This window comes from Streptomyces cyanogenus, from assembly GCF_017526105.1.
Classification (GTDB): domain Bacteria; phylum Actinomycetota; class Actinomycetes; order Streptomycetales; family Streptomycetaceae; genus Streptomyces; species Streptomyces cyanogenus.
This window is the reverse complement of the sequence record NZ_CP071839.1, coordinates 1,090,597-1,113,873: the sequence shown is the minus strand read 5'-3', so window position 1 is coordinate 1,113,873 and position 23,277 is coordinate 1,090,597. Positions and strand designations below refer to the sequence as shown.

Annotated in this window: 16 protein-coding genes and 4 pseudogenes; 12 read left to right on the top strand and 8 right to left on the bottom strand. The window is 70.4% G+C overall.

From position 1 onward, the window contains the following. The first annotated feature begins 56 nt into the window (after positions 1 to 56). Entirely contained in the window at positions 57 to 1,091 is a 1,035-nt protein-coding gene (locus S1361_RS04935) for a 3-oxoacyl-ACP synthase III family protein (RefSeq protein WP_208030617.1), read from the top strand. A 16-nt stretch (positions 1,092 to 1,107) separates the two neighbouring features. Here the strand turns inward: S1361_RS04935 and S1361_RS04930 are convergent, their stop codons facing one another. Then, complete coding sequence (locus S1361_RS04930; RefSeq protein ID WP_208030616.1) at positions 1,108 to 2,232, bottom strand: helix-turn-helix transcriptional regulator; 1,125 nt, start codon at positions 2,230 to 2,232, stop codon at positions 1,108 to 1,110. Positions 2,233 to 3,121: 889 nt separating this feature from the next. Here S1361_RS04930 and ccrA point away from each other — a divergent pair. Then, positions 3,122 to 4,498, top strand: coding sequence for a crotonyl-CoA carboxylase/reductase (gene ccrA / locus S1361_RS04925; protein ID WP_208030615.1), 1,377 nt, complete (start codon positions 3,122 to 3,124; stop codon positions 4,496 to 4,498). Positions 4,499 to 4,540: 42 nt separating this feature from the next. On the opposite strand, the gene S1361_RS04920 is transcribed toward ccrA, so the two are convergent. Together S1361_RS04920 and S1361_RS04915 are read right to left on the bottom strand one after the other, a co-directional pair. Then, positions 4,541 to 5,203 (bottom strand): response regulator, encoded by a 663-nt coding sequence (locus tag S1361_RS04920; protein ID WP_208030614.1) that lies wholly within the window; start codon positions 5,201 to 5,203, stop codon positions 4,541 to 4,543. Next, positions 5,200 to 6,471, bottom strand: a complete 1,272-nt coding sequence (locus S1361_RS04915; protein ID WP_243769084.1) for a sensor histidine kinase — start codon at positions 6,469 to 6,471, stop codon at positions 5,200 to 5,202. Before S1361_RS04915 ends, S1361_RS04920 begins: the two co-directional genes overlap by 4 nt. 214 nt (positions 6,472 to 6,685) lie before the next feature. On the opposite strand from S1361_RS04915, the gene S1361_RS04910 reads away from it, so the two are divergent. The 3 genes from S1361_RS04910 to S1361_RS04900 all read left to right on the top strand — a co-directional run bounded on the left by S1361_RS04910 (position 6,686) and on the right by S1361_RS04900 (position 10,857). After that, positions 6,686 to 7,459: an ABC transporter ATP-binding protein gene (locus S1361_RS04910; RefSeq protein ID WP_208036463.1), complete on the top strand. Its 774-nt coding sequence runs from the start codon at positions 6,686 to 6,688 to the stop codon at positions 7,457 to 7,459. Beyond that, complete coding sequence (locus tag S1361_RS04905; protein WP_208030613.1) at positions 7,459 to 10,008, top strand: ABC transporter permease; 2,550 nt, start codon at positions 7,459 to 7,461, stop codon at positions 10,006 to 10,008. Before S1361_RS04910 ends, S1361_RS04905 begins: the two co-directional genes overlap by 1 nt. A 189-nt stretch (positions 10,009 to 10,197) precedes the next feature. Beyond that, positions 10,198 to 10,857 (top strand): MSMEG_1061 family FMN-dependent PPOX-type flavoprotein, encoded by a 660-nt coding sequence (locus S1361_RS04900; RefSeq protein WP_208030612.1) that lies wholly within the window; start codon positions 10,198 to 10,200, stop codon positions 10,855 to 10,857. 414 nt (positions 10,858 to 11,271) lie between these two features. Here S1361_RS04900 and S1361_RS04895 read toward each other — a convergent pair. The 3 genes and pseudogenes from S1361_RS04895 to S1361_RS04885 all read right to left on the bottom strand — a co-directional run. Next, positions 11,272 to 11,646: pseudogene (locus S1361_RS04895) on the bottom strand (alpha/beta fold hydrolase); the annotation flags it as partial. A 121-nt stretch (positions 11,647 to 11,767) separates the two neighbouring features. Further along, positions 11,768 to 12,262 (bottom strand): LGFP repeat-containing protein, encoded by a 495-nt coding sequence (locus S1361_RS04890; protein ID WP_208030611.1) that lies wholly within the window; start codon positions 12,260 to 12,262, stop codon positions 11,768 to 11,770. A gap of 357 nt (positions 12,263 to 12,619) precedes the next feature. After that, a complete protein-coding gene (locus tag S1361_RS04885) occupies positions 12,620 to 13,834 on the bottom strand; it encodes a PP2C family protein-serine/threonine phosphatase (protein WP_425086587.1) in 1,215 nt (404 codons plus the stop codon). A 301-nt stretch (positions 13,835 to 14,135) separates the two neighbouring features. Between S1361_RS04885 and S1361_RS04880 the strand changes: the two genes are divergently transcribed. Continuing rightward, positions 14,136 to 14,471, top strand: a complete 336-nt coding sequence (locus S1361_RS04880; RefSeq protein ID WP_208030609.1) for a hypothetical protein — start codon at positions 14,136 to 14,138, stop codon at positions 14,469 to 14,471. Positions 14,472 to 14,583: 112 nt separating this feature from the next. Here S1361_RS04880 and S1361_RS04875 read toward each other — a convergent pair whose 3' ends face one another. Continuing rightward, the gene (locus S1361_RS04875) at positions 14,584 to 17,040 is read right to left on the bottom strand and encodes a SpoIIE family protein phosphatase (protein WP_279577602.1); all 2,457 of its coding nucleotides are present in this window, start codon (positions 17,038 to 17,040) and stop codon (positions 14,584 to 14,586) included. 140 nt (positions 17,041 to 17,180) lie between these two features. Between S1361_RS04875 and S1361_RS38970 the strand changes: the two are divergent. After that, positions 17,181 to 17,292 (top strand): annotated as a pseudogene (locus tag S1361_RS38970) (CBS domain-containing protein); the annotation flags it as partial. A gap of 266 nt (positions 17,293 to 17,558) precedes the next feature. On the opposite strand, the pseudogene S1361_RS04870 reads toward S1361_RS38970, so the two are convergent. Then, positions 17,559 to 19,251: pseudogene (locus S1361_RS04870) on the bottom strand (acetolactate synthase large subunit). Between the two features lie 226 nt (positions 19,252 to 19,477). Between S1361_RS04870 and S1361_RS40030 the strand changes: the two are divergent. From S1361_RS40030 to S1361_RS04850, 5 genes and pseudogenes are all read left to right on the top strand, one after another. After that, positions 19,478 to 19,555 (top strand): annotated as a pseudogene (locus S1361_RS40030) (amidohydrolase family protein); the annotation flags it as partial. A gap of 76 nt (positions 19,556 to 19,631) precedes the next feature. Further along, positions 19,632 to 19,763 carry a LuxR C-terminal-related transcriptional regulator gene (locus S1361_RS39830; RefSeq protein WP_279577651.1) on the top strand — a complete coding sequence of 44 codons (132 nt, stop codon included), beginning with the start codon at positions 19,632 to 19,634 and terminating at the stop codon, positions 19,761 to 19,763. 324 nt (positions 19,764 to 20,087) lie between these two features. Beyond that, complete coding sequence (locus S1361_RS04860; protein WP_208030608.1) at positions 20,088 to 20,330, top strand: hypothetical protein; 243 nt, start codon at positions 20,088 to 20,090, stop codon at positions 20,328 to 20,330. Next, on the top strand, positions 20,330 to 22,624 hold the full coding sequence (locus S1361_RS04855; protein ID WP_208030607.1) for a heavy metal translocating P-type ATPase: 2,295 nt from the start codon (positions 20,330 to 20,332) through the stop codon (positions 22,622 to 22,624). Before S1361_RS04860 ends, S1361_RS04855 begins: the two co-directional genes overlap by 1 nt. Next, a complete protein-coding gene (locus S1361_RS04850) occupies positions 22,621 to 23,163 on the top strand; it encodes a copper chaperone PCu(A)C (RefSeq protein ID WP_208030606.1) in 543 nt (180 codons plus the stop codon). The genes S1361_RS04855 and S1361_RS04850 overlap by 4 nt, the downstream gene beginning before the upstream one ends. Positions 23,164 to 23,277 lie beyond the last annotated feature (114 nt).

Genomic DNA, 23,277 nt, shown 5'->3' with positions numbered 1-23,277 from the left:
GGCACGGATGCGCCCGGCCGACCCGATCAGTGTGCGGACGCACAAGGAGCCGAGACATGACGAACCCGCCCTTCTTCATCGCCGGGACGGGCGCGGCGCTGCCCGGTAGCCCGGTGTCCAACGACGAGATGGCGGAGGTGCTCGGCGTCAGTCCGCAGTGGATGGAGCTGTTCAGCGGGATCCGCTGCCGGCACCTGTGCTGGGACCCGGCCACCGGCGACCTCACCCATTCGCTGGCCGACCTGTGCGAGGAGGCGGCGGACGCGGCGCTGAACGCCGCCGGGCTCAGCCCCTCGGACCTGGACTTCCTGATCCTCAGCACCTCGACCCCGGACACGCTGCTGCCGACCACCGCCACGGTGGCGGCCGACCGGCTCGGTCTGAAGGGGTTGCCCGTCTATCAGTTGCAGGCTGGTTGTTCGGGCGCCGTTCAGGCACTGGAGATGGCCGGTGCGCTGATAGCCGCCGGGCGCCGCACCGGCCTGGTGGTGGGCGGTGAGGTCACCGACCGCTTCCTGGACATCAGCAGGAGGCCGGCCGCACTGCCGGGAGACGACAGTGCCGGCTGCCTGCTGCTGGGTGACGCGGCGGGCGCCGCCGCGATCACGGCCGATCCCGTCGGGGCCTGCCTCGCCGTGTCGGGGCTGGTGCACCGCTTCGAGGGACTGGGCCGCGCGCCCGGGCGGATCGTGGACTGGAACGGAGCGGGGCAGGCCGGACCGGGGCGGCGGATGCTCTACGAGGACCACGAGGCCGTGGGGGCATGCGTCCCCGCGCTGGCCGTAGACGTGCTGGACGCGGTGCTGGCCGGCGTGGACTGGCAGTGGGCCGAGATCCGCTACCTGCTGCCTCCGCAGCTCTCCGGCAGGACGGCGGAGCGGTTCGCCGCGGGCCTCGGCATGGAAGGCCCGCACGAGATCTCGTGCGTCGCGGAAACGGGCAATGCGGCCAGCGCGCTGCCACTGCTGCAGCTGGACCGGCTGGCGGCCGAGGCGGAGGAGGGCGACCGGGCGGTCGCCCTCGTCGTCGAGCCCAGCAAGTGGATCGTGGCCGGGCTCGCCCTGGAACGGGTCCGCCCGGCCGCGCCCTAGAAGTCCGTCGAGGAGATCAGGCCGGATCGTCAGCCGCGTACCCAACGTACCCGGGCGATCCGGCAACGCGGCGATGCGCCGTGCCGGACGTCGCGGACCCGGGCTGGTCCCAGGGGAACCCCGAGGTGGCACCGGAGCCGTCGGCCCCGGACGTTCCCGCGGAAGGGGCGTCCAGCAGCCCGTGGAGCATGACGTTCACCCCGGCCTGGAAACGACTGCTGGAGTCCAGCTCCTCCATGATCTGGGCGATGTGGCGCCGGCAGGTGCGCAACGACATGCCGAGCCTGCGCGCCACCACCTCGTCCTTGTGACCCTGGGCCATCAGACGGACGACCGCGCGTTTGAGCTCGTCGGTGATGTTCGGGTCCTCCTGCGCGTCGGGCACGAACGGCATCGCGCCGCTCCATATGTGGTCGTAGACACGGCAGAGGAAGGCGACCAGGGCCGGTTCCCGTATGACGACCGCCCCGGGCGGTCCGTCCTCCAGCTGTTGTTCGGGGAGGAAGACCACCTCCCGATCGTAGATGATCATGCGGTCGATGAGTTCGTCGGTGGTCCGCACGGTGGCGCCCGCGGCCGTCACGGCGCGTACGTAGTCCGTGGTGGCCGGATCGCTGCGGACCGTGTGCTGGTAGAGGTGCTTGAGCCGGACGCCTCTGCGTAGCCGCTCGATCGCGAGCGGCTGGGCCTCCTCCAGGGCGCCCGCACGTCGGCTCCCGCCGGGCTGCGCGGTGAGCAGTTCGCTGCGGCAGCGGGCGCCGTGGTCGTCGAGAACGGCCTGCAGGTCCCGGCGATCGTGGATCACGTCGAAGGCCTCGGTCCCGCGCCGTCGGCGCCGGCTCTCGAAGTAGTCCGGCAACAGCGCCAGCAGGCCACTGCGTGCCTGGGCGACCTGCTGCTGGAGGTCTCGGATCTCGGCCTCCGCCGGTCCCACCAGGCTGACCGCCGCGACGTCCGGACTGACTGGCGTGGGTGTGTCGGCGGAACTCGGGTTGCGCCGCAGCAGATGGACCGACAGAAGCGTCTCTTCGATGTCGGCCGCCGCGGACTCGGTGATTCCCAGGGCCGCCGCCACCTGCGTCCGGTCGAATCGTCCCTGGACAACCGCGTGCCGGTATGCGGCGGCAGCCGACTCGTTCAACTTGGTTGAGCCGAACGGTGATTTGGACCCGTGCAGCGTCATTCTCCACCCCCGTGATGAATAGCACAACCATACGCCGGAGACTCCGACGGCACAGTGCTTTGATCAACGTGTTCGGGGAACGAGGGGGATCAGTGCCCCTATATTCGTGTTGCGGCTATTATCCGGATGCAGGGGTCACCTCCCCGGGGGTAGGGGTGGGTGGTCTGGCTGCGGAACCTTCATCGCCGGATGGAAAAGACCCACTGGATGGCGTGTTTCCGCGCATCCCCCGCCCGGCGGCGCTGCCGGTCGCCGTGGATCACCTGCCGGATCGTCGGCACGCGTCCATTGCCCGGAACCCCTGAAAGGTCAGTGCGTCGCCATCGGACTGGAAAGAGCCCTCCCCGGTCGGCAAGAATCCTCCGCACCGGTGGGCTCCAGCCGAAGTGCGCCGAAGTCGCAGCTTGCCGCAAAGTGGAGGCAAAAATTGTACAGGGATTACGCCAAAAGAATCGTTGATCCGTCGACCGGTGGGGCTGGAATTCGGGTCCCGGGCCTTTTGGGTGTCGCCGCCACGGACGGCGACATGGCCGGAACCGGCCGGCCCGTGGTGGCGCGCACCCCGGCCTCCCACATCACGTTCCGGGCCGGAGACGACCGTTGGGAGCGCGCCCGCTGAAGTCGCCGCCGGTGGCCGGTGGTCGCCCTGCGCGGAAGGCCGTACGCGTGGCGCCTTCTGCGAACCGCCCGGCGTGGAGAAGGCTTTGCCGGCCCTTCCGTTGCCCTCCGGGCCCCCTATCCAGGCCCCTGTTCCGTGGCGCCGGCCCCCACACGGCGCCCATGACGGGCACGGCGGTGCTTGCCGCGGGTTTGAGTGGACCGTCAGTCCGACCGGCTGGAGGCCACTGTGAAGCACATCCTCGATGCGATCGAGGCGTCGACCGCACCAGGCGGCGGTGCCGTCACCGCCGCAGACTTCGCGTCCTTGCCGTTGCCCGGTTCGTACCGCGCGGTCACCGTGCACCGGGACGAGGCCGACATTTTCGCCGGGATACCGGGCCCTGAGCGGGACTCTCGCAAGTCGCTGCACGTGGAGGACGTCCCGGTGCCCGAGCTGGGCCCGGGCGAGGCCCTGGTGGCCGTCATGGCCTCCTCGGTCAACTACAACACCGTATGGAGCTCGATCTTCGAGCCGCTGTCGACCTTCGGGTTCCTGGACCGCTACGGTCGGGTCAGCGAGCTGGCCAAACGCCACGATCTCCCTTACCACATCATCGGCTCCGACCTCGCGGGCGTCGTGCTGCGCACCGGCATAGGAGTGAACAACTGGAAGCCGGGGGACCGGGTGGTCGCGCACTGTCTGTCGGTGGAGCTGGAGGCTCCCGACGGCCACGACGACACGATGCTCGACCCCGAGCAGCGCATCTGGGGCTTCGAGACCAACTTCGGTGGTCTGGCACAGCTCGCACTGGTCAAGTCGAACCAGCTGATGCCCAAACCGCAGCACCTGAGCTGGGAGGAGGCCGCGGCCTCGGGCCTGGTCAACTCGACGGCCTACCGGCAGCTGGTGTCCCGCAACGGTGCCCAGATGAAGCAGGGGGACAACATCCTGATCTGGGGCGCGAGCGGTGGCCTCGGTTCGTACGCAACGCAGTACGCGCTCGCCGGCGGCGCCAACCCGGTCTGCGTCGTCTCCTCACCGGAGAAGGCGGACATCTGCCGTTCCATGGGCGCCGAGGCGATCATCGACCGCAGTGCCGAGGACTACCGGTTCTGGAAGGACGAGCAGACCCAGGACCCAAGGGAGTGGAAGCGCTTCGGCAAGCGCATCCGGGAGCTGACCGGCGGCGAGGACGTGGACATCGTCTTCGAGCACCCGGGACGCGAGACCTTCGGCGCATCGGTGTTCGTGACGAGGAAGGGCGGCACGATCGTCACCTGTGCCTCGACGTCGGGCTACCGGCACGAGTACGACAACCGCTACCTGTGGATGTCGCTCAAGCGGATCGTCGGTTCCCACTTCGCCAACTACCGTGAGGCGTGGGAGGCCAACCGGCTCATCGCGAAGGGCCGGATCCACCCCACGCTGTCTCAGGTGTACTCCCTGGAGGACACCGGCCAGGCCGCCTACGAGGTGCACCGCAACTTCCACCAGGGCAAGGTCGGTGTGCTGTGCCTGGCCCCCGAGGAGGGTCTGGGCGTGACCGACCCCGCTCTGCGTGAGAAGCACCTGGGCGCGATCAACCGCTTCCGGGGCAGGGGCACCCGGCCGCGGCCGTCCTGACCCGAGGACTGGTGGGCCCCTCCGGCCCGCCGCCTGAATGAGTCAGCCGGACGCGAGCCCCGCCTCGTACCCGAGCAGTCCAGCCTGGGTGCGGTTGTCACAGTCCAGCTTCACCAGTAGGCGGGATACATAGCCCTTCACCGTGGGCTCGGTGAGGTGCAGTGCCTTGGCGATCTGGGCGTTCGACATGCCCTTGCTCAGGCACGACAGAACTTCCCGCTCACGCTTGGTGAGTTCGCTCAGCAGGCCCTGGCCGCGCTCCCGCGTGGCATGCCGGCCGGACACGCCGGCCACCAGCCTGCGCGTGGCGGCCGGTGACAGCACCGTGTGCCCGTCGGCCGCGACCCGCACAAGGTTGATCAGGTCCTCGGGAGGAGTGGATTTCAGCAGGAATCCGGCCGCACCGGCACGCAAGGCGCGCATCACATGGTGGTCCGCGTCGAACGTGGTGAGCACGACGATCACCGGCGGTTCGCGGAACGTACTGATCCGCTCGATCGCGGACAGTCCGTCGACGCCGGGCATCCGCAGGTCCATGAGGACCACGTCGGGTCGGAACCGCACCACCGACTCGACCGCGGCCGCTCCGTCGTGGGCCTGATCGACAACCTCCAGATCGTCCGCCGAGCCGAGGATCGTGCGCAGATGCGCGCAGACCATGGGTTCGTCGTCGACCAGCAGTACCCGGATCGGCTCACCGCTCATTCCAAGGGCTCCAAGCTGTCGGCTGTGGCAACGTACGCCGGGAGCACCGCCCGGACGCAGAAACCGCCGTCGTCCTGCGGTCCCGCCTCCAGGGTCCCGCGGATCAGCTCGACTCGGTGGGTCAGTCCGAGAAGTCCCGTTCCCGATCCGGCCGCCGACAGCCGGGCGTCGACGGCCCGTGTCGGTGCCGTGTTGCTGACGACCAGACGTATGCCGTCGTTGCGGCAGCGCACCAGCACCCGGACTCGGGCGCCTGGCGCGTGCTTGCGGACGTTGGTGAGGGCTTCCTGGACGATGCGGTAGACGGTGCGGCTGACCACCGGCGAGGCGAGCGCGGGGTCTCCCTCGGCGATCAGCTCAACGGGCACCCCCACCGACTCCGACTCCTCGACCAGCGGCAGCAGATCGGGAACGGCCGGACTCAAGGAGTCCTCGTCCCCCTCCCGGTCCTCCTCCGGAGTGTTCACCGTCCGGCGCAGCAGGCCGACCACGTCACGCAGTTCCTCAAGAGCCTGACAGCCGTCCGCACGCAGTCGCTCGGCTGCGGCCCGGGTGGCCTCATCGGACGCGGTGACCCACAGCGCGCTTGCCTGCACGACCATGAGGCTGACCCGGTGGCTCACCACGTCGTGCATCTCCGCGGCCAGCCGGGCCCGCTCCTCGGCGCGCGCCCGCTCGGCGCGCTCGGTCAGACTGCGCAGCTCGCGGCGCCGTGCGGAGACGTACATGCCCAGGAGTGTGCCCCCGACGATGAAGACCGCACTGCGGAACGCCAGGCCCGCGGAGGCCGACTGGCCCATGGAACGAGCCTCCGCGGCTTCCGGCGTGGTCGCGCTGGCATGCACGTGCCGCAGGGCCGGGAGCGTCAGCAGGACCAGGGCGAGGAGCGCCACCACCGGAGCCCAACTGGCCAGCCGCTGCCGGGCGTAGGCCATGACGGCGTACGCGGCGAACGGTGCCGTGGGCTGCCACAGCGGCACACGGTAGACGTCGGCGTCCGGCCGGATCACGGTTCCGGGGCATACGTACTCCAGGCACAGCAGCGCCGCCGTCATGCCCGCCGCAGCCCAGGCGACGGCGACGGGCGCGCGCCGGCGCAGGAGGAGCGACAGAGCGCCGAGTGTCAGCACGGTCGTCGTCGCACCGCCGACCGGCTGCAGGAGGGAGGAGGAGCCCTCGGTCAGGACGAGACTCAGGGCGAAGGCGCCTATCGCCGCCAATGCGTCGAAGACGACGCCGCGTTCCGGCAGAGCCACATGGCGTTTCACGCGGTCACTCTACGAGCGCACGACGCTGGAGTCAGCGGCCGGCAACCGACATCGTGTCAACTTCCTACGGAAGTCCGCTGCGTCGCATCACGGTACCTACTTTCGTATGTGGCGGCCGCCTACCTTGGAGACTGTCCTCTGCACGTGGATCCCACTGGAATCGTTCCGAGCGCTTTTCACAGACACGGAAACGAGGCCAGACGTGACGGACACCATGCGCGAAGGGAGCGGCTCCGAGCGTGCGTCGGACGAAGTCGCCGCACGCACCGCCGCCCTCTTCAAGACCTATGGTTCAGGGGATTCCGCGGTCGACGCACTGAAGGACGTCTCGGTCAGCATCACGCGCGGCCGCTTCGTCGCGGTCATGGGGCCCTCCGGCTCCGGGAAGTCGACACTGATGCACTGCATGGCTGGCCTGGACTCGTGCACCTCCGGGAGCGTGTGCATCGGTGACGTCGAGATCAGCGAGCTCGACGACAAACACCTGACCCAACTCCGCCGGGACAAGGTGGGGTTCGTCTTCCAGTCCTTCAACCTCCTTCCCACGCTGAATGCCCTGGAGAACATCACCCTGCCCCTCGACATCGCAGGCCGCGAACCGGACAAGGAATGGCTGGACTCCGTTGTCGACGTGGTCGGACTGGGCGATCGGCTCAAGCACCGGCCCGCCGAACTCTCCGGCGGCCAGCAGCAGCGTGTGGCGTGCGCTCGGGCGCTGGCCGGCAAACCCGAGATCATCTTCGCCGACGAGCCCACTGGTAACCTCGACTCCCGCTCGGGCACTCAAGTCCTGGCATTCCTGCGGGACTTCGTGACGGATATGGGTCAGACCATCGTGATGGTCACGCACGACCCACGAGCCGCCGCCTATGCGGACGAGGTCCTGTTCCTCGCCGACGGACGCACGGTCGGCAAGATGACCGAACCCACGGTGGAGCGGGTCCTCGACCGCATGCAGGGCTTCACACCGCGTGAGGCGGCCGCCTGATGCTGCTGAGAATCGCTCTGCGCAACTTGGGTGCGAACCGGCTGCGCCTCGCCCTCACCGTGCTGGCCGTCACTCTCGGGGCGTCCATCGTGGCCGGGACGCTGATCTTCACAGCCACGATCAACACCGCCGTCACCGACCTGTTCTCGCAATCGGGCAAGGGGACCGACGCCGTGGTCCGGCCGAAGCGGGCCTTGGACGCGGACTCTGCCCAAAGCCTCGACCAGAGCGGCACCAAACCGCTGCCTGCCTCCCTCCTCACGACGGTCAACGGGGTCGAGGGGGTAGCGAAGGCGCACGGCTCGATCCTCGGATACGCCGCCGTACTGCACGACGGGAAGCTGCTCGGGTCCACCCAGGTAGGCCAGGACTGGACCGACGACCCCGACTTCTCGATCATGCACCTCACAGCCGGTCGCGCGCCCACCGGAGCGACGGAGGTCGTGACGGATGCCGGCACCGCGAAAAAGGCCGGCTTCCATGTTGGCGACCGGGTCAAGGTCGCAACCCGGCATCCGATCGAGACGTTCACGCTCGTGGGAACGTTCGACTTCGGATCCACCCCTCCGATCGGCGACACGTCCTACGCGGCGTTCGCCCCCGGGACCGCACAGCGGCTGCTGTCCGAGCGGCCCGGCAGCTACGACGAGATCGCCGTGCACGCGCGCGACGGCGTTTCGCAGCAGCAGGTGCGCGACGCCATCGCGAAAGCGATGCCGTCCGGCATCGAGGTGATCACCGGCCGGAAGGCCATCGACGAACAAGTGAACCAGGCCAAGGACCTCATCACCGTCCTCCGCTCCTTCCTGCTTGCCTTCGCCGTCGTCGCGGTCTTCGTGGGCTCCTTCATCATCTTCAACACCTTCTCCATGCTCGTCGCCCAACGCACCCGCGACCTGGCGCTGCTGCGGGCCGTCGGCGCCTCGCGCAGCCAGGTCAAGCGCTCCGTGCTGGGCGAGGCAGCCGGCGTGGGGTTCTTCGGCGCAACGCTCGGCATCGGTCTGGGATGCGCGCTGGCCGTGGGCTTGCGCCTGCTGTTCAGGCTGTTCGGGCTGCACCTGCCCGAAGCACCCCTGAGCGTTCCCGCGTCAGCTGTGCTGGCCTCCTACGCCGTGGGCATCGCCGGCACCGTCTGCGCCTCGTACCTGCCGGCGCACCGTGCCGCGACCACCCCTCCCGTGGCGGCAATGCGTGAGGACTTCGGCGCGGGCGACCGGTCGCTGCGCACCCGCACCGCAGGCGGTGCGGCGGCGGCGCTGCTCGGGGCGGCCATGGAGGTGGGCGGGCTCCTTGTCGACGGCAGGACCGCGCTCTTCCTCGCCGGCGGCGGCGCGATCGGCATCATGCTCGGGGTCACCCTGCTCATGCCTGCCGTGAACAGACCGCTGACGACGGCACTGGGCTGGCCACTGGCGAGGTTCGGAGGAGTCGTCGGCCGGTTGAGCCGGCGCAATGCCCAAACCAATCCGCGACGTACCGCCGCCACGGCGTCGGCGCTCATGATCGGCCTGGCCCTCGTCGGGTTGGTGTCCGTCATCGCCGCATCGACAGTCTCCTCGGTGACGGCAAGCCTCGACGCCGGCGTCCGGGCGGACTACGAGATCACCTCCCAGGGGTCGATGCCCTTCGGCCGCGACGTGGGCGACGCCGTCGCCAGGGCCTCCGGGGTGCGGAAGGTCGTCGAGTCCCGCACGGCACGCGTCCGGCTCGGAGGGGAGACGCAGAGCGTCACGGCCGCCGATCCGCAGGCGCTGGCCCAGCTGTACCGGCTGAGGACGGAGGACGGTTCGGCCACCCTGGGCACCGACGAACTGCTCGTCGATCGCAGCACCGCGAAGGACAAGGGCTGGCACGTGGGCAGCACGGTGCCGGGCCAGTACGAGGACGGCGACACGGCGCGGTTCCGGATCGCGGGCATCTACACCGACGTCAAGAGTCTCACGGCGACCGTCCCGAAGCTCATCCTGAGCGCCACCGGTTACCGGGCGCACCAGCAGAGTGACCTGATCGACCGGATCGACGTCATCACCGCGCACGGCGCGGACTCCGCCCAGGACCGGCACTCCCTCGAAACCGCACTGGCTGACTGGCCCAACCTCCGTGTCCAGGACCGAGGCGAGCTCAAGAAGCAGGCAGCGGGCAACGCCACCATGCTCCTGCCACTGATCCTGATCCTGCTCGCCCTGTCGGTGGTCATCGCGATGCTCGGCATCGTCAACACCCTTGCCCTCTCGGTCATCGAGCGCACCCGGGAGATCGGCCTGCTGCGCGCGGTCGGCATGCAGCGAAGGCAGTTGCGGCGCATGATCCGGTACGAGTCGGTCGTGATCTCGGTCTTCGGCACGGTGCTCGGACTGGGCGTCGGGGTCGTCTGCGGCCTTGCGCTGCAGCGGGCCATGGCCGGCGATGGCGTGGAGGTGCTGACCGTGCCCTTCGGTCAGATCGGCGCGTACCTGCTGGGCGGGGCGTTCGTCGGAGTGGTCGCGGCCATCTGGCCGGCCCGGCGCGCTGCCAGGATGGAGGTCCTGCGCGCCATCGGCGGCAGGTGAACACATCCGTCGGCGCGCCGTGTTCGAGGGCGTCGCGTCGGCGAGCCGGTCTGCGGCACAAGGACGCGTCTGCCGCCTGGGTACGGCCACCGCGTGATCACCGGGGGTTGTGTGGACTCCTGAAGATCGTGCGGTGGCCGCAGACCACAGCGAAGATCAGTCGCGGGTCGGCCCGTTAGGGTCGGTGGCATGACGACATCCCTTGCCAGCAGTGCCTTCGACTCGCTCCGCCTCGACGCCGTAGCCGATCAGGACGCGTTGCGCCAAGTCTACGAACTGCCCAAGGACACGGCCATACGCAAGCAGATGACCGAACTCACCGAGCAGACCCGGCGGTTGATCGGCTGCTCTTCGCTGGTCCTGGTCGCCAGCGCGGACGCCGAGGGCAACTGTGACGTTTCCCCGCGCGGCGGCCCCGCCGGGTTCGTCGCCGTCCTGGACGCACGGACCGTGGCGATACCGGACGCAACCGGAAACAAGCGTCTGGACACCCTGCAGAACGTCATCGCCACCGGACGAGCCGGGCTGCTGTTCGTCATCCCAGGGCGCACCACGACGCTCAGGGTGAACGGCCGGGCCTGCGTCTCCACCCGCCCGGAGCTGCTGTCGCAGCTGACCGCCGTGGGTAAACCTCCGGCCAGTGCGCTGGTGCTGGGGATCGAGGAGGTCTACCCGCACTGCCCCAAGTCGCTCCTGCGCAGCGGGGCGTGGAAGCCGGAGCAGTGGCTGCCGGCGGACGCCCAGCCGACCTCGGCCGAGGTGACGCTGGCACAGCTGCGGATGCCGGAGCTGACGCTCGCTGACATCGAGCAGGCGGAGGCGGATTCGCTGAAGTACCGGTACGAGTAACGGGCCGACATGCGCCGACTGAACCACCAGCCCGTCGAATCCCCGGAGCGGCCCGCCTCGAGAAACAGCTGATGCCGTCCGTGGATCGCGCAGTCGCACGGCCGAGCGGCACTGCTGCCCTGGGTCTCATGGGAAGAAGGCGTTCCGTTTCGTGACCGGCTGTCTCCCGCAGGTGAGCCGCAGCCGCCGCGCCCTCTCGGGCGGCGACACCGGCACCGGTCGTACCCGCTCCGCGGCCACCCGGGAGGGGATCGCCCGCCGCCCGCCGCCCGCCGCAGGTGCCTGTCGCCCGCGGGCCGGGCGCCCCCTCGCCGCCGTCTCCGGCACGGCAGCCGGCGCGGCCGAGGCACTCGCTCCCCGTCACCGCGCCGACCGACGGACCGGCCCGCCCCCCTCCGGGCACTAAGGCCGGGGTCACTTCGCCAGGAAGGCGAGGGGCGCGGTGTTGACCCCGTCCGCGTCGGTCTGGAGCAGGCCGTGCAGGGCGCCTTCGATCTCGACGTAGTCGGCGGACGGCAGGGCCTCGTGGAACGGCCGTGCGGTGCCCTCGACGGGCAGGATCCGGTCGCCGGTCCCGTGCCGGATCAGGGCCGGGACGTCGGTGGCCGGGATGTCGGAGCGGAAGTCGGTGTACCAGGTGGACGGCGCGGCCGCCGCGGCGAAGAAGCCGCCGCCCGCCGCGACGTTCCAGCTGTTGCGCACGGCCTCCTCGCTGATCCGGGTGCCGAGGTTCTCGTCCAGGTTGTAGGAGTCCTTGTAGAAGTCGGTGTAGTACGCGTAGCGCATGGCGGCGAGAGTCTCGCCGAAGGGACGGCTGCCGGGCGTCGGCACCTGCCCGAACAGCACGACGCCCAGCGTGGATCCGGTGTTCTGGTGAGGCTACGCCGGACGCGTGCGACGTACTGCCGTGTCAGACGCAGGTGTCGGGGTCCGACCAGGTTTTCGTCGCACCTCCGGCGAGGGCCTGGAAGTGGATCACCGTGCACTGGAAGTTCTGGCGGGTCTCGTCACCCACCCTGTACTCGTAACCGGTGGGGTAGCCCGCCCATCCCGCCTCGCACCCCTGGTTGCACCAGTAGTCGCCGATGGCCCCCCATACCGGCCAGGCACCACTGCGCGCGGACCAGTAGATCGTTCCGTGCTCGAACTGCGTGCGCCGGCCGAACCCGTCGGGGTTGGCCAACTCGTCGGTGAGCGGGCACCCGAGTGCCCCGCCGGGCCCGCCCATCTTGAGGTACCGCTGCTCGATCTCCCCCACGACCTCGTGCGTCCCGCAGTAGGTCGTGGCCTGCGCGGGCGCCGCGGCTCCCGCGACGGACACGCTCGCCAGCAGGGCCAGCAGACCCGATGCCGCGGCGAACCGCCCGCGGACCGTCGGCCGGGCAACCGCACGGGGATGCCTCACACGTCCACCTTCTTTCTCACCAGCGCGCATTGCGTCCGTCTCCTCGCTCAGCGGCAGTCTCGGCAGGTACGGCAGCTCCCATTCGAAGAACTGCCGATGAAGGGAAGTTACGGGGGTCGTGCGCGGGATCTGCACGTCGCTGACGGGATCTCACGCTATAGAGTGAGATCCCTTTCCCGGGGACCCGTTCCCGGCGATGTGACGTCCCGGCGGGCCAGGGCGGCAACGAGACCGAAACCGCAGCCTCCAGCCCCGGCCGAACGAGTTGCCGTACCAGCGGACGGAGCCGATCCCGACGAGGCCTTGTGGCAGGCACAGGTCTGCGCACCTGGCGCGCCACGCCCGGCGCATCCTGTGTCACGGATTCGGCGGGCACCATTCGAAGAGCAGGATGGTCGCGTCGTCCCGCAGATGGTTGCGCTGGTAGTCGAGGATGGCATGGATGAGCAGCCGCAGTACCTCGGCCGGGCGCTGGCCGGCGGCGTTGGAGCGGATGATGAAGTCGGTGAACCGGTCCAGCCCGAACTCCGCACCGTTCTCGTCGCGCGCTTCCACTACACCGTCGGAGTAGAGCAGGACACAGTCACACGGTTCCAGCTTCGTCTCGTGGACCTGCCGGGCTACCGGGAAGAGTGGGCCGGCCAGGCCGATCGGCGGTTGCGGGGGGCTGTCCAGCGCTCCGGCGAGCACCCGATCGTCACGGATCAGCAGCGGTGCGGGGTGCCCGCAGTTGACCCAGCGCAGTACCCCGGTCTCGGCGTCGAGCCGGCACAGGACACCGGTGCAGAAGTGGTCGGGCAGCCACTGGGCGAGCGCCTGGTCGACGGAGCCGACGACGTCGATCAGGTCACCGCCGCCGCGGCGGGTGTTGCGGGCCGCGGCCATGGCGACCGAGGTGGTCAGGCCGGCGGTCAGATCGTGACCCATGCCGTCGAGGATCATGGTGTGCAGCACGTTCTTGACCACCGAGTGGTCGAAGGCGTCGCCGGCGATGTCGTACGCCGGTTCCAGGACCGCGGTCGAGACGCACCTTCTGCTGCCGATGGTGCGTGGCGGCAGGAAGGCCCGCAGCATCTCGGCGGGCAGCCGCATGGGTGCGGTGCGTGTGCGGGCGGCGAGCCAGTCGCTGTAGGCGCGTTTGGAGGTGATCAGCATGGCGAACAGGTGGGCCAGCATCCGGCTGCGGCGCATCAGCGGCCCGTCGAGCGAGGCGGTGCGCACCGCCAGCACGCCCAGCCGCTCCGCTCCGTCGACGAGAGGCATCCAGACGATCAGGCCGTCATCGGCATCGACCACCCGCGGGGCGACCGTGCGGTACGCCCAGCCTGCCGACGAGTGGTCCACGGACAGCGGTTCCAAGGCTTCGTCGAGTGGAATGAGCAGCCACTGTTGCAGGTCGGCGAGGTAGATCTGCGCGGTGCCCAGGCCGAGAGCCGAGGCGCACTGGTTGGCCAGTGCGGGCAGTTCCACCGGCAGGGCTGTCTGGGCCTGGGAGATCAATTGTTCGAGCCGACTCTCGTCGACGGCGGGGTCGGGACCGGGATCGGCGGGAACGTGTGGCGAATCCGGCACGGGGACCACCCCTTCCTCGCCCAGTCTCACATTGATCCCGCCCTTCCTCACATGTGCCCGGACAGCAGGAGCGGGGCCGTACACCCTGCAGCGCGTTGGTGCTGGTGCGGGTCGTGATTCGGGCAAGTGCGCCGGGCGTCCGGACCTGTCGTCGTACGTGTGGGTCCTGCTCCATTCCCGCGGGCGCGGTGAAGAAGCGCGCTGCCGCTTACGCTGGAGGTACGTGCCTCCTTCGAGGAGAACCGGGAGGTGTGCCGTGGCCCGCGCCCACCGCTTCCACCTTGAAGTGGAAGGTCACTCGGTGACGGTTCAGACCCGCCACGCCGTACGCGAGACCGAGCTGCTCGTGGACGGAAAGGTGGTCGGATACCGGCAGACCCCAGCGCGACACCGCCCGTCCGTGACCGCGCTCACCGCCGAACTGCCAGGTGACCCACCGGAGCCCTTCGCCGTCACTCTCCACGTTCGGGAGACCGCCGAGGGCGCCCCCACGTGCGTACTGGAGATCGCTGGACGCAGCCATCCCATGCCCGAGTTGCCACTGGCCCGGCCCGGCGTCACCTCTCGCGCAGCGGGCCGCCCCCCACTGCGGTCGGCCCGCAGGCTGCTGCGCAACACCCTGCGGAGGTGGGGGTGACGGTGCGCACGTCGGTTCTGCAGCAGCCCCCTTCGTGGCGATGAGCAAGCGGATCCTCTGTCCCGCTTTCCGAAGCGCCGCATGCCCGCGGCCGCGGACCAGGCTTCGCTACTCACGGGTAGGGGAGGGGTAGCTCCGCCCAGATGATCTTGCCGTCGGGGGTGTAGCGGGTCCCCCAGCGCAGGGCGAACTGGGCCACCAGGAACAGGCCGCGGCCTCCTTCCTCGCCGGCCTTGGCCCGTCGCAGGTGCGGGGAGGTGCTGCTGTGGTCGGACACCGCGCAGACGAGTCGGTTCTCGGTCCGGATGAGGCGGAGCTCGATGGGACCACGGGCGTGCCGGACGGCGTTGGTGACCAGCTCGCTGACGATCAGTTCCGCCGAGAAGGCCAGTTCGTCCAGTTGCCACTGGGTAAGGCGCTCCCCGGTCAGTGTCCGGGCCCTTCGCGCGGACGCCGCCTGGAAGACCAGGTCCCACACGGCGACGTTCTCGGGGGGCAGCGGCTGGGGCCGGGCGACGAGGAAGGCGACGTCGTCGCGGGGGCGGTCGGGCAGCAGGACGCGCTCCACGGTGCCGCAGATGTCCTCCAGCGGGCGGTCGGGGTGAGCCAGGGCGAAGCTGAGCCGTTCCAGCCCGGTGTCCGTGTCACCGTCGGAAGCCGTCAGCAGGCCATCGGTGTAGAGGGCCAGCACGGAGCCCTGAGGTATGTCCACTTCAGCCGACTCGAAAGGCAGCCAGCCCATGCCCAGGGGCGGTCCGGCCGGTATGCCGAGAAACTCCACCGGCTGCCGCAGGTGGGCCAGAGCCGGTGGCGGCTGGCCCGCGCGGGCGAAGGTGGCGCGGCGGGTGACGGGGTCGTAGACACCGTACAAGCAGGTGGCGCCCACCACGCCCTCGACTCCCGACGGATGTGCTTCCTCCGCCTCTTCGGCCAGGCGACTGACCAGTTCGTCGAGGTGGGAGAGCAGTTCCTCAGGCGCCAGATCCAGCTCGGCCAGGGTGTGCACCGCGGTACGCAGGCGTCCCATCGTGGCTGCGGCGCGGATGCCGTGGCCGACGACGTCACCGACGACCAGCCCCACGCGGCCACAGGAAAGGGGCAGCACGTCGAACCAGTCGCCGCCGACGCCCGCCTCGGTGTCCGCGGGCAGGTACCGGTAGGCCGCTTCCACCGCCGCGTGCGTGGGCAGTTTGGAGGGCAGCAGGCTTCGCTGCAGGGTGAGTGCGGACCTGCGCTCGCGGTGGAACCGGCGTGCGTTGTCGATACAGACGGCGGCGCGTCCGGCCAGCTCTTCCACGAGCAGCAGGTCTTCGGAGGCGAAGGCAAGAGGATCGCGCCAGCGCATGAGGGTGGCCACGCCCATGGTGACTCCTCGGGCCCGCAGCGGAACCACCATGTGGGAATGGATACCCAGCTTGTGCAGGCGCGCTCTGCGTGGGGGGTCGTCAAGCAGCCAGGGGCTGGCCGGGTCCAGGACGGCGTTCAGTACGGGCGACCCGGTCGCCAGGCACTGCCACTGCGGTGAGCCTTCGGGGTAGTCGACCCTGTGTCCCGGTACGACGACGGCTTCGGGCAGGTCCTCCCGGACCGAGCGGTGGACGACCCGGCGCAGCCCGCCGGACCTGCCGACCCCCTCGGAGCCGGGCTCCCTGCCGGCCAGCACCGCGCCCATCAGGTCCACGGCGGTGAAGTCGGCGACCCGTGGCACCAGGACCTCGGCCAGTTCCTGCACGGTGCGTTCGAGGTCCAGCGTGCTCCCGATCACGGCACTGGCCTCGTTCAGCAGGACCAGCCGCCGCTGGGCGTGGTGGAGGTCGGTGACGTCCACGGATTCCTCGCAGACCCCCAGCGGCCGTCCCTCCTCGTCCTGCAGCCGGTAGTAGGAGAGCGACCAGACGTGTTCACGGCCGGGATCCGACGGAGGACAGCCTCGGTAGTGCAGGCCCACGACGGTCTGCCCTGTGTCGAGCACTCGGCGCATGACCTGCGTGACCGAGGGCGGGTGCTGTGCGGAGAGCACCTGGCTTCCCGGGTACAGCTCGTCCTCGCTGCGTCCCAGGTACTGCGCAAATGGCCCGGGCAGCTCCTGCCGGGCCGCATGGTTCGCCCATGCAACCCGCAGGTCGGTGCCGTAGATCGTCAGGCCGACCGGAGACTGCGTTGCCATTCCGTGCAGCATCGCCTGCTGCAGCTGCCACTCCGCGAGTAGCTCGGCATCCGTCAGGAGCAGGAGGGTGGCCGGGCCGGCGACCGTGTCGGGAAGGCTGCGGCACTCGGCGGCCACGCGCATGAGACGACCGGAGCGGTGACGCAGAGTGACCTCGCGGACGCGGTGCGAGGTGCACGGAGGGCTGAGCCATGCTTCGCCGTCCTTCGCAGTGGCCCGCGCCGACACGGCGTCGACCGGACGGCCGAGCATCTCCTGCGCCCGGTAGCCGAGCAGCCGATCGGCCTCCGGACTCCAGCCGGTCACCACTCCGCTGTGATCCAGTATGACGGTGGCGGCCCGGGGGACCCTCAACGGGTCACCGAGGCCATCAGCCCCGGGCCCGTTCGATGGTGTCTTCATCCTCACGTCCGTTCCGGCGAGCCCCGGTCGCCTGGCACACGCCCGCCCTCTCTCCAGCATCGACCCGCAGCGGGTGCGGCACAAACGCCCCGCACACGGGGGGCTGCGTCGCTGACTGAACCAGCTGTGAGGCACTGTTCCGGCTGCCGGTGGTGGACGAGACGGACCGGCTCCTGGACATCGTCAGCCGCGGTGATCTGTTGCGGGTCTTCCCCCCGCCGCGACGAGGCCGTCCGCGAGGAGTCCGATCGCCGTCGTCGAGCAGTTGTGCCGTCGCGTCGGGGGCGTACGACGAGCACGGCGATGTCCGGTCGCAGCGCGCGGGAACATACGGATGGGGTGCTGCTCGGTGGGGGTGCGTGTCTCGGCCACGGCGACCTCGATTCCGCGGACGATGGCACACCACCGAATGCGCTGGACATCGAAGGCGGACGACGTCCTTGCTTCCCCACGCGTGCGGCCACCATGCCGTGTCGGGATGATCCGGGGGTGAGGGTGCCGGTGACGCCTGCCAGGCGTCAGAACGGGCCGTTGAGGCTGCCCAGTTTGTCGGTGAGGCGCAGGTTCTCGGTGTAGTCGACAGGGCAGGCGATCACAGAGACCGTGTCCTCCTCCAGGGTGCGGCGCAGCACGGGCAGCAGTTGGTCGGCGGCCTCGATCGCGTAGCCGCGGGCGCCGAAACTCTCGGCGTACGCGACCAGGTCCGGGTTGGTGAACCGGGTGTGGCTGTGCCGGCCCAGTTCGAGTTCCATCTTCCAGGTGATCAGGCCGTATTCCTGGTCCACCAGGACAAGCACGACCAGGGGGACGCGCTCGCGGACGGCGGTCTCCAGCTCCTGGGAGTTCATCAGGAAGGAGCCGTCGCCCATCATCGCCAGCACGCGTCGGTCCGGCTTTGCCAGTTTGGCGGCGATGGCGCCCGGAAGCGCGAAGCCCATGGTGGACAAGCCGTTGGAGACCAGGCAGGTGTCCGGCGCGTACGTCGGGAAGAGGCGGGACATCCACATCTTTCCCGCGCCGGTGTCAGCGAGCACGATGTCCTGGCGGTCCAGGGCGGCGCGGACGTCGTGCACCACACGCTGCGGCACCAGGGGGAAGGCGCCGTTGTCGCGTCCATACCGGAGTTCCTCGTCGAGCAGTGCGCGGATCTTCTTGCTGCTGCCCGAGTCGAAGGCGAGTCCCTCGGGCAGTGCTGCCGCGAGTGCGTCCAGGCTCTGGGAGAGGTCGCCTTCGATGCCCACGGTGACGGGGGTAGTGGGCGTCGACCTCGGCGGGGAAGCGGTGCACGTGCAGGATGCGCTTGTCGCCGTCCGGATTGATTTTGGCGGGGTCGAACTCCTGGATCTCGTAGCCCACGCAGATCAGCAGGTCGGCAGCGTCGAAGCCGAAGTTGCTGTAGTCGTGGCGCATGAAGCCGACCGCGCCGAGCGCGTTCGGGTGGTCGTCGGGGAAGACACCCTTGCCGTGGAAGGTGGTTGCGACCGGGACGTTCAGCCGTTCGGCGAAGCGGGCAAGGGCGTCTGAGGCGCCGGCTCTGGCGGCGCCGTGGCCTGCCAGAACGATGGGGTGCCGGGCAGTGGTGAGGACCTCCCTCGCCCGTGCGATCTGGGTGGGCGAGGGCGCTTCGGCCCGTACCGTGTCGATCTGCAGGGGGGCCAGCGGCTTCGTGGGGCGATCGGCTTCGATGTCCTCCGGCACGGCCAGGAACACGGCGCCGGGGCGTTCACTCTGTGCGATCTTGAACGCCTTGCGTGTCACCTCCGGCACCGCGTCCGGACACTCGACGCGGGCCGACCACTGGGTGACGGGAGCGAACATCGACACCAGGTCGATGACCTGGTGCGACTCCTTGTGGACACGGCGAAGCGACCCCTGGGCGGCCAGAGCCACCAACGGCGCGCTGTTGGTCATGGCGTCCGCGGTACCGAGCAGCAGGTTGATCGCACCGGGCCCCAGGGTGGCCGAACACACTCCCGCCCGGCCGGTGAGCCGCCCGTAGATCTCCGCCATGAACGAGGCAGCCTGCTCGTGGCGCACCAGGACGTAGCGGATCCCGGATCCGTTGAGCGCGTCGACGAACCGGATGTTCTCCTCACCGGGGATCCCGAAGACGTACTCCACGCCCTCGGCCCGCAGACACCGCACCAACAGATGCGCGACGTCCTCCACCGCTGCCGAGTTCCGCGACTCGGTCGCACCTTCGATACCCATGGGACGAACGTAGGCACGCCTCGGCTCCGCCGACCAACCGTGGGCAGCCGGTCGGGGCAGCCCGTAGCGGGCGTGCGAACCACACGGCTGCAGTAGCGCCGGGCCCCTGCGGAGGTGCTGCGGTAGCACGTACCGTGTCGGCGCCGAACGGCCCGCGTAAGCATGGCCCTACCGCGACGCCACCGACGCCGGCGTACGGGTCGCGAGCGGGCCGGACGCCCCCGTCACCCACCCGCACGGGCGCCAGGGCGTCGCCACCATGGTGCTGCGCGAGTCGAAGGCCACCTGCCGGGTCAGCGGGCCCGAGCAGCGCATCGGCCGGGCCGAGGCGATCCGTACGTACACGGTCGACGCGGCCTGGCAGGACCTCCAACTGGGAGATCGCCGAGCGGCTGTACGTCACGCCGCGCGCCGTAGGGACCCACATCGAGCACATCCTCGCCAAGCTCGACGTCCCCGACCGCGCGGCCGCCGCCCGAGCCGCAGCCAGCGGAATCGAGCCTTCCCCATGAGAGCCGGCTGCGTCAGATCGTGAGCAGCCGGACGAGCGACGCCGTCACCGGGCCCACCGTGAACACCGACCCGAGCACCGTGAACACAAGGTCCGCCGCCCTTCGCGTCCCAGCCCTCCAGCGCGAGCGTACGGGGCCCGGCTGCGGCCGCCTTCGCCGTCGTGCGCGCGCAACGGCGGGGACGTGTAGCGCGCGGGTCCGCCATGTGGCGTACGCCATGGTTCGATGCCGGAACTCGGCCTTCGGTCCGTCCGACTCCTAGAGCGGTACGGCTGAGACTCCTCCTCGCCGTACGACGGTTCGACGCGAGCAGGAAGGTCGAGCATGACCGAGTCCCGGCACCCCTCCCGCGGTGCGGACGTGGGTGCCCGCAGGATGACGCCCCCGCCCGCGCTCTGCGGCTTTCTGTTGCTGCTGGCGCTGGTCTTCGCGGTGTCGTATGCCGTGGGATCGGCCGCCGGACCCGTGGCGCCCGGCATGCACGGCACCGGAGCCGGCGGGGGCGGTGGTGGCGTCGGCGGCGGTGACACCGGTGGCATGCCCGGCATGCACGGGGGCGGTGAGTGATGGGAGCCGAACCGCCGGGGCCGCTCGTGGTCACGGACCTGAGGGTCGGCGGCATGACGTGCGCCGCCTGTGTGCGGCGGGTGGAGAAGATCCTCGCCAAGCTGGACGGCGTCACGGCGACCGTCAATCTCGCCACCGGACTCGCCCGGGTCGGTCATCCGGCGGACATCCTCCCGGAAGTCCTCGTCACGGCCGTCGAAAAGGCAGGATACGAGGCCGCGCTCCCCGAGCCGCCCGCGCCGCAGAAGCGTGACGAGGCGGCCGGTGACGAGGACGATGCCGAGGCAGTCACCCGGCGGGAACGTGAGCGGCTCATCGTCACCGCGCTGCTCGCCGTCCCCGTCCTGATGCTGTCGATGGTGCCGTCCCTGCAGTTTCGCAACTGGCAGTGGCTGTGCTTCGTGCTGGCGGCTCCGGTCGCGGTGTGGAGCGCCTGGCCGTTCCACGTACGGGCGGTACGGGGGCTGCGCCACTCCACGGCCACCATGGACACCCTCGTCTCGCTGGGGGTGGTGGCCTCCTTCTCCTGGTCGGCGTACGCACTGTTCCTCGGCGGCGCGGGCGACCCCGGGATGCGGATGCCGTTCAGTCTGCTGCCGTCCGCGTCGGACGGTCCCGCGCACGTGTACCTGGAGGCCGCGGTCGGTGTCCCGCTGTTCGTCCTGACCGGCAGGTTCCTGGAGGCACGGGCCAGGCGGGGGACAGGGGCGGCGTTGCGATCACTGGCGGGACTCGCCGCCAAGGAGGTGTCCGTGCGTGACGAGCACGGCGAGCGTTCCGTACCCATCGAGCAGCTGGGTGTGGGGCAGGTCTTCGCCGTGCGGCCCGGCGAGCGGGTCGCCACCGACGGCCGGGTGGTGGAGGGCAGTTCCGCCGTGGACCTCTCCCTGGTCACCGGCGAGAGCGACCCCGTCGAGGTGGGGCCCGGTTCGCCTCTGGTCGGCGGAGCCGTGAACACCGGCGGGCTGCTGTTCGTCCGTGCCACCGCCGTCGGAGCCGATACTCGGCTGGCTCGCATCACCGAGCTGGTGACGCAAGCACAGGCGGGCAAGGCGAGGGCGCAGCGGCTGGCCGACGCGGTGGCCGGCGTCTTCGTGCCCGTCGTGCTCACCATCGCCGTCACCGTGCTCGGATTCTGGCTCGGCGCCGGAGCCGACCCGCAGGCGGCGATCACCGCATGCGTGGCCGTACTCGTCGTGGCCTGCCCCTGCGCGCTGGGCCTGGCAACGCCGACCGCGCTGATGGCCGCCACCGGCCGCGGAGCCCAACTGGGCGTGCTGGTCAGCGGCCCCCGGACGCTGGAGACGCTCCGGCACGTCGACACGGTCGTCCTGGACAAGACCGGCACGCTGACCAGCGGCCACATGACCGTCGTACGGATCACTGCCGCTCCAGGCGGTCTCGGTCAGGGAGCCGCCCTCCGTCTGGCCGGTGCCGTGGAACAGGGCTCGGAGCACCCCCTCGGACGGGCCGTCGCCGCACACGCCCGGCGCTCGTCCGCCGAGGAACCCCTGGTGCCCGTGCGGGACTTCGAGGCCGTGCCGGGGCGGGGAGTACGTGGCCGCGTGGACGGCCGCACAGTGGAAGTAGTGGCACCGGACGGCGAGTTGCCCACCGCCCTGGCGGACGCACTCGCCGCGGCGGAGACCGCCGCGCACACGCCGGTCCTCGTGCGGGTGGACGGAGTGGCCGAGGCGCTGATCGCGGTCGGCGACGTCGTCCGGCCCGGCAGCTACCGGGCCGTGCACCGGCTGCGCAGGCTCGGGATCCGCCCCGTGCTCGCCACCGGGGACCGCGAGGCACCCGCCCGGGCCGTGGCCGACGCGCTCGGCATCGACGAGGTGCATGCCCGCTGCACGCCCGAGGACAAGGCGGCCCTGGTAGGGCGCCTGCAGAAGGAGGGCGGCCGGGTCGCGGTCGTCGGCGACGGCGTGAACGACGCCGCAGCGCTCGCCGGCGCCGATCTGGGCATCGCCATGGGCAGCGGTACGGACGCGGCCATCGGCGCGGCCGACCTCACTCTCGTGCGCGGTGACATCGAGGCCCTGGGCGACGCCGTGCTGCTCGCCCGGCGCACGCTCGGCACGATCCGGGCCAACCTGGTGTGGGCCTTCGGCTACAACGCCGTCACCGTGCCGCTCGCCATGGTCGGACTGCTCACCCCGATGGTGGCGGCGGCCGCCATGTCGGCAAGCTCCCTGCTGGTGGTGGGCAACAGCCTGCGCCTGCGCGCCTGGCAGCCATCGGCCCCTCCGGCGCGGGAGCGACGGCGGAGGAGGGCTGGTCACCGGTGAACGGACGGCTCACCCGCCTGACGGCCCGGCTCGGCGGTCGCCGTCGGCCGACCGACGCTCTCCTTGCCGTCCTGGTGCCCGTCGCGGCGTCCAGCCTGGCTCTCGCGGGCCTGACCACCTGGGTGGGCACGGGCAACGCGGGCGGCCCGGCCCGCATACGCGTCACCGAAGGACGCGTCCTCCTGCCGGCCGCCGGCTCCTTGGAGACGGCGGCGTTCTTCCGCATGACCAACGAGGGCGGCTCCGACGACCGTCTGGTTGCGGTCACATCGGCCGACGCCCCCGGAGGAGTGGGTTTGGCCCGCCACCACATGCGGAGCGGCACGACTGCCTACCGGACTTCGATCGAGTCGGTCGAGATACGGGCGGGGAAGAGCGTCGCCATGTCGCCGTACGGGGTGGACCTGACGGTGACGGTCCCGGCCGAGCAGTGGCGCCCGGGCGACCTGGTGTGTTTCACACTGGTGTTCAGCCGGAGCGGCAGGGTGACGCTGCCCGCCGTCGTGGTCCGGCCCGGAACGGTCGCGTTCCAGCAGTAGCTGTCCTCTGCCGCCTGAGACAGCCGGATCCACCGGGGCTCTTTCTCCCGTTCCTCCTTCGGGACCCGCAGAGCGCTGACCACCGCAGGCGCCCCGCTGCGCCCACCGGCCCCA

Bases quoted from the DNA above. Each gene is read 5' to 3' on its own strand.
- S1361_RS04875 (WP_279577602.1), bottom strand. From the start codon at position 17,040: ATGAAGACACCATCGAACGGGCCCGGGGCTGATGGCCTCGGTGACCCG.
- S1361_RS04910 (WP_208036463.1), top strand. From the start codon at position 6,686: ATGCGCGAAGGGAGCGGCTCCGAGCGTGCGTCGGACGAAGTCGCCGCA.
- S1361_RS04900 (WP_208030612.1), top strand. From the start codon at position 10,198: ATGACGACATCCCTTGCCAGCAGTGCCTTCGACTCGCTCCGCCTCGAC.
- S1361_RS04935 (WP_208030617.1), top strand. From the start codon at position 57: ATGACGAACCCGCCCTTCTTCATCGCCGGGACGGGCGCGGCGCTGCCC.
- S1361_RS04920 (WP_208030614.1), bottom strand. From the start codon at position 5,203: ATGAGCGGTGAGCCGATCCGGGTACTGCTGGTCGACGACGAACCCATG.
- S1361_RS04860 (WP_208030608.1), top strand. From the start codon at position 20,088: ATGACCGAGTCCCGGCACCCCTCCCGCGGTGCGGACGTGGGTGCCCGC.
- S1361_RS04855 (WP_208030607.1), top strand. From the start codon at position 20,330: ATGGGAGCCGAACCGCCGGGGCCGCTCGTGGTCACGGACCTGAGGGTC.
- S1361_RS04905 (WP_208030613.1), top strand. From the start codon at position 7,459: ATGCTGCTGAGAATCGCTCTGCGCAACTTGGGTGCGAACCGGCTGCGC.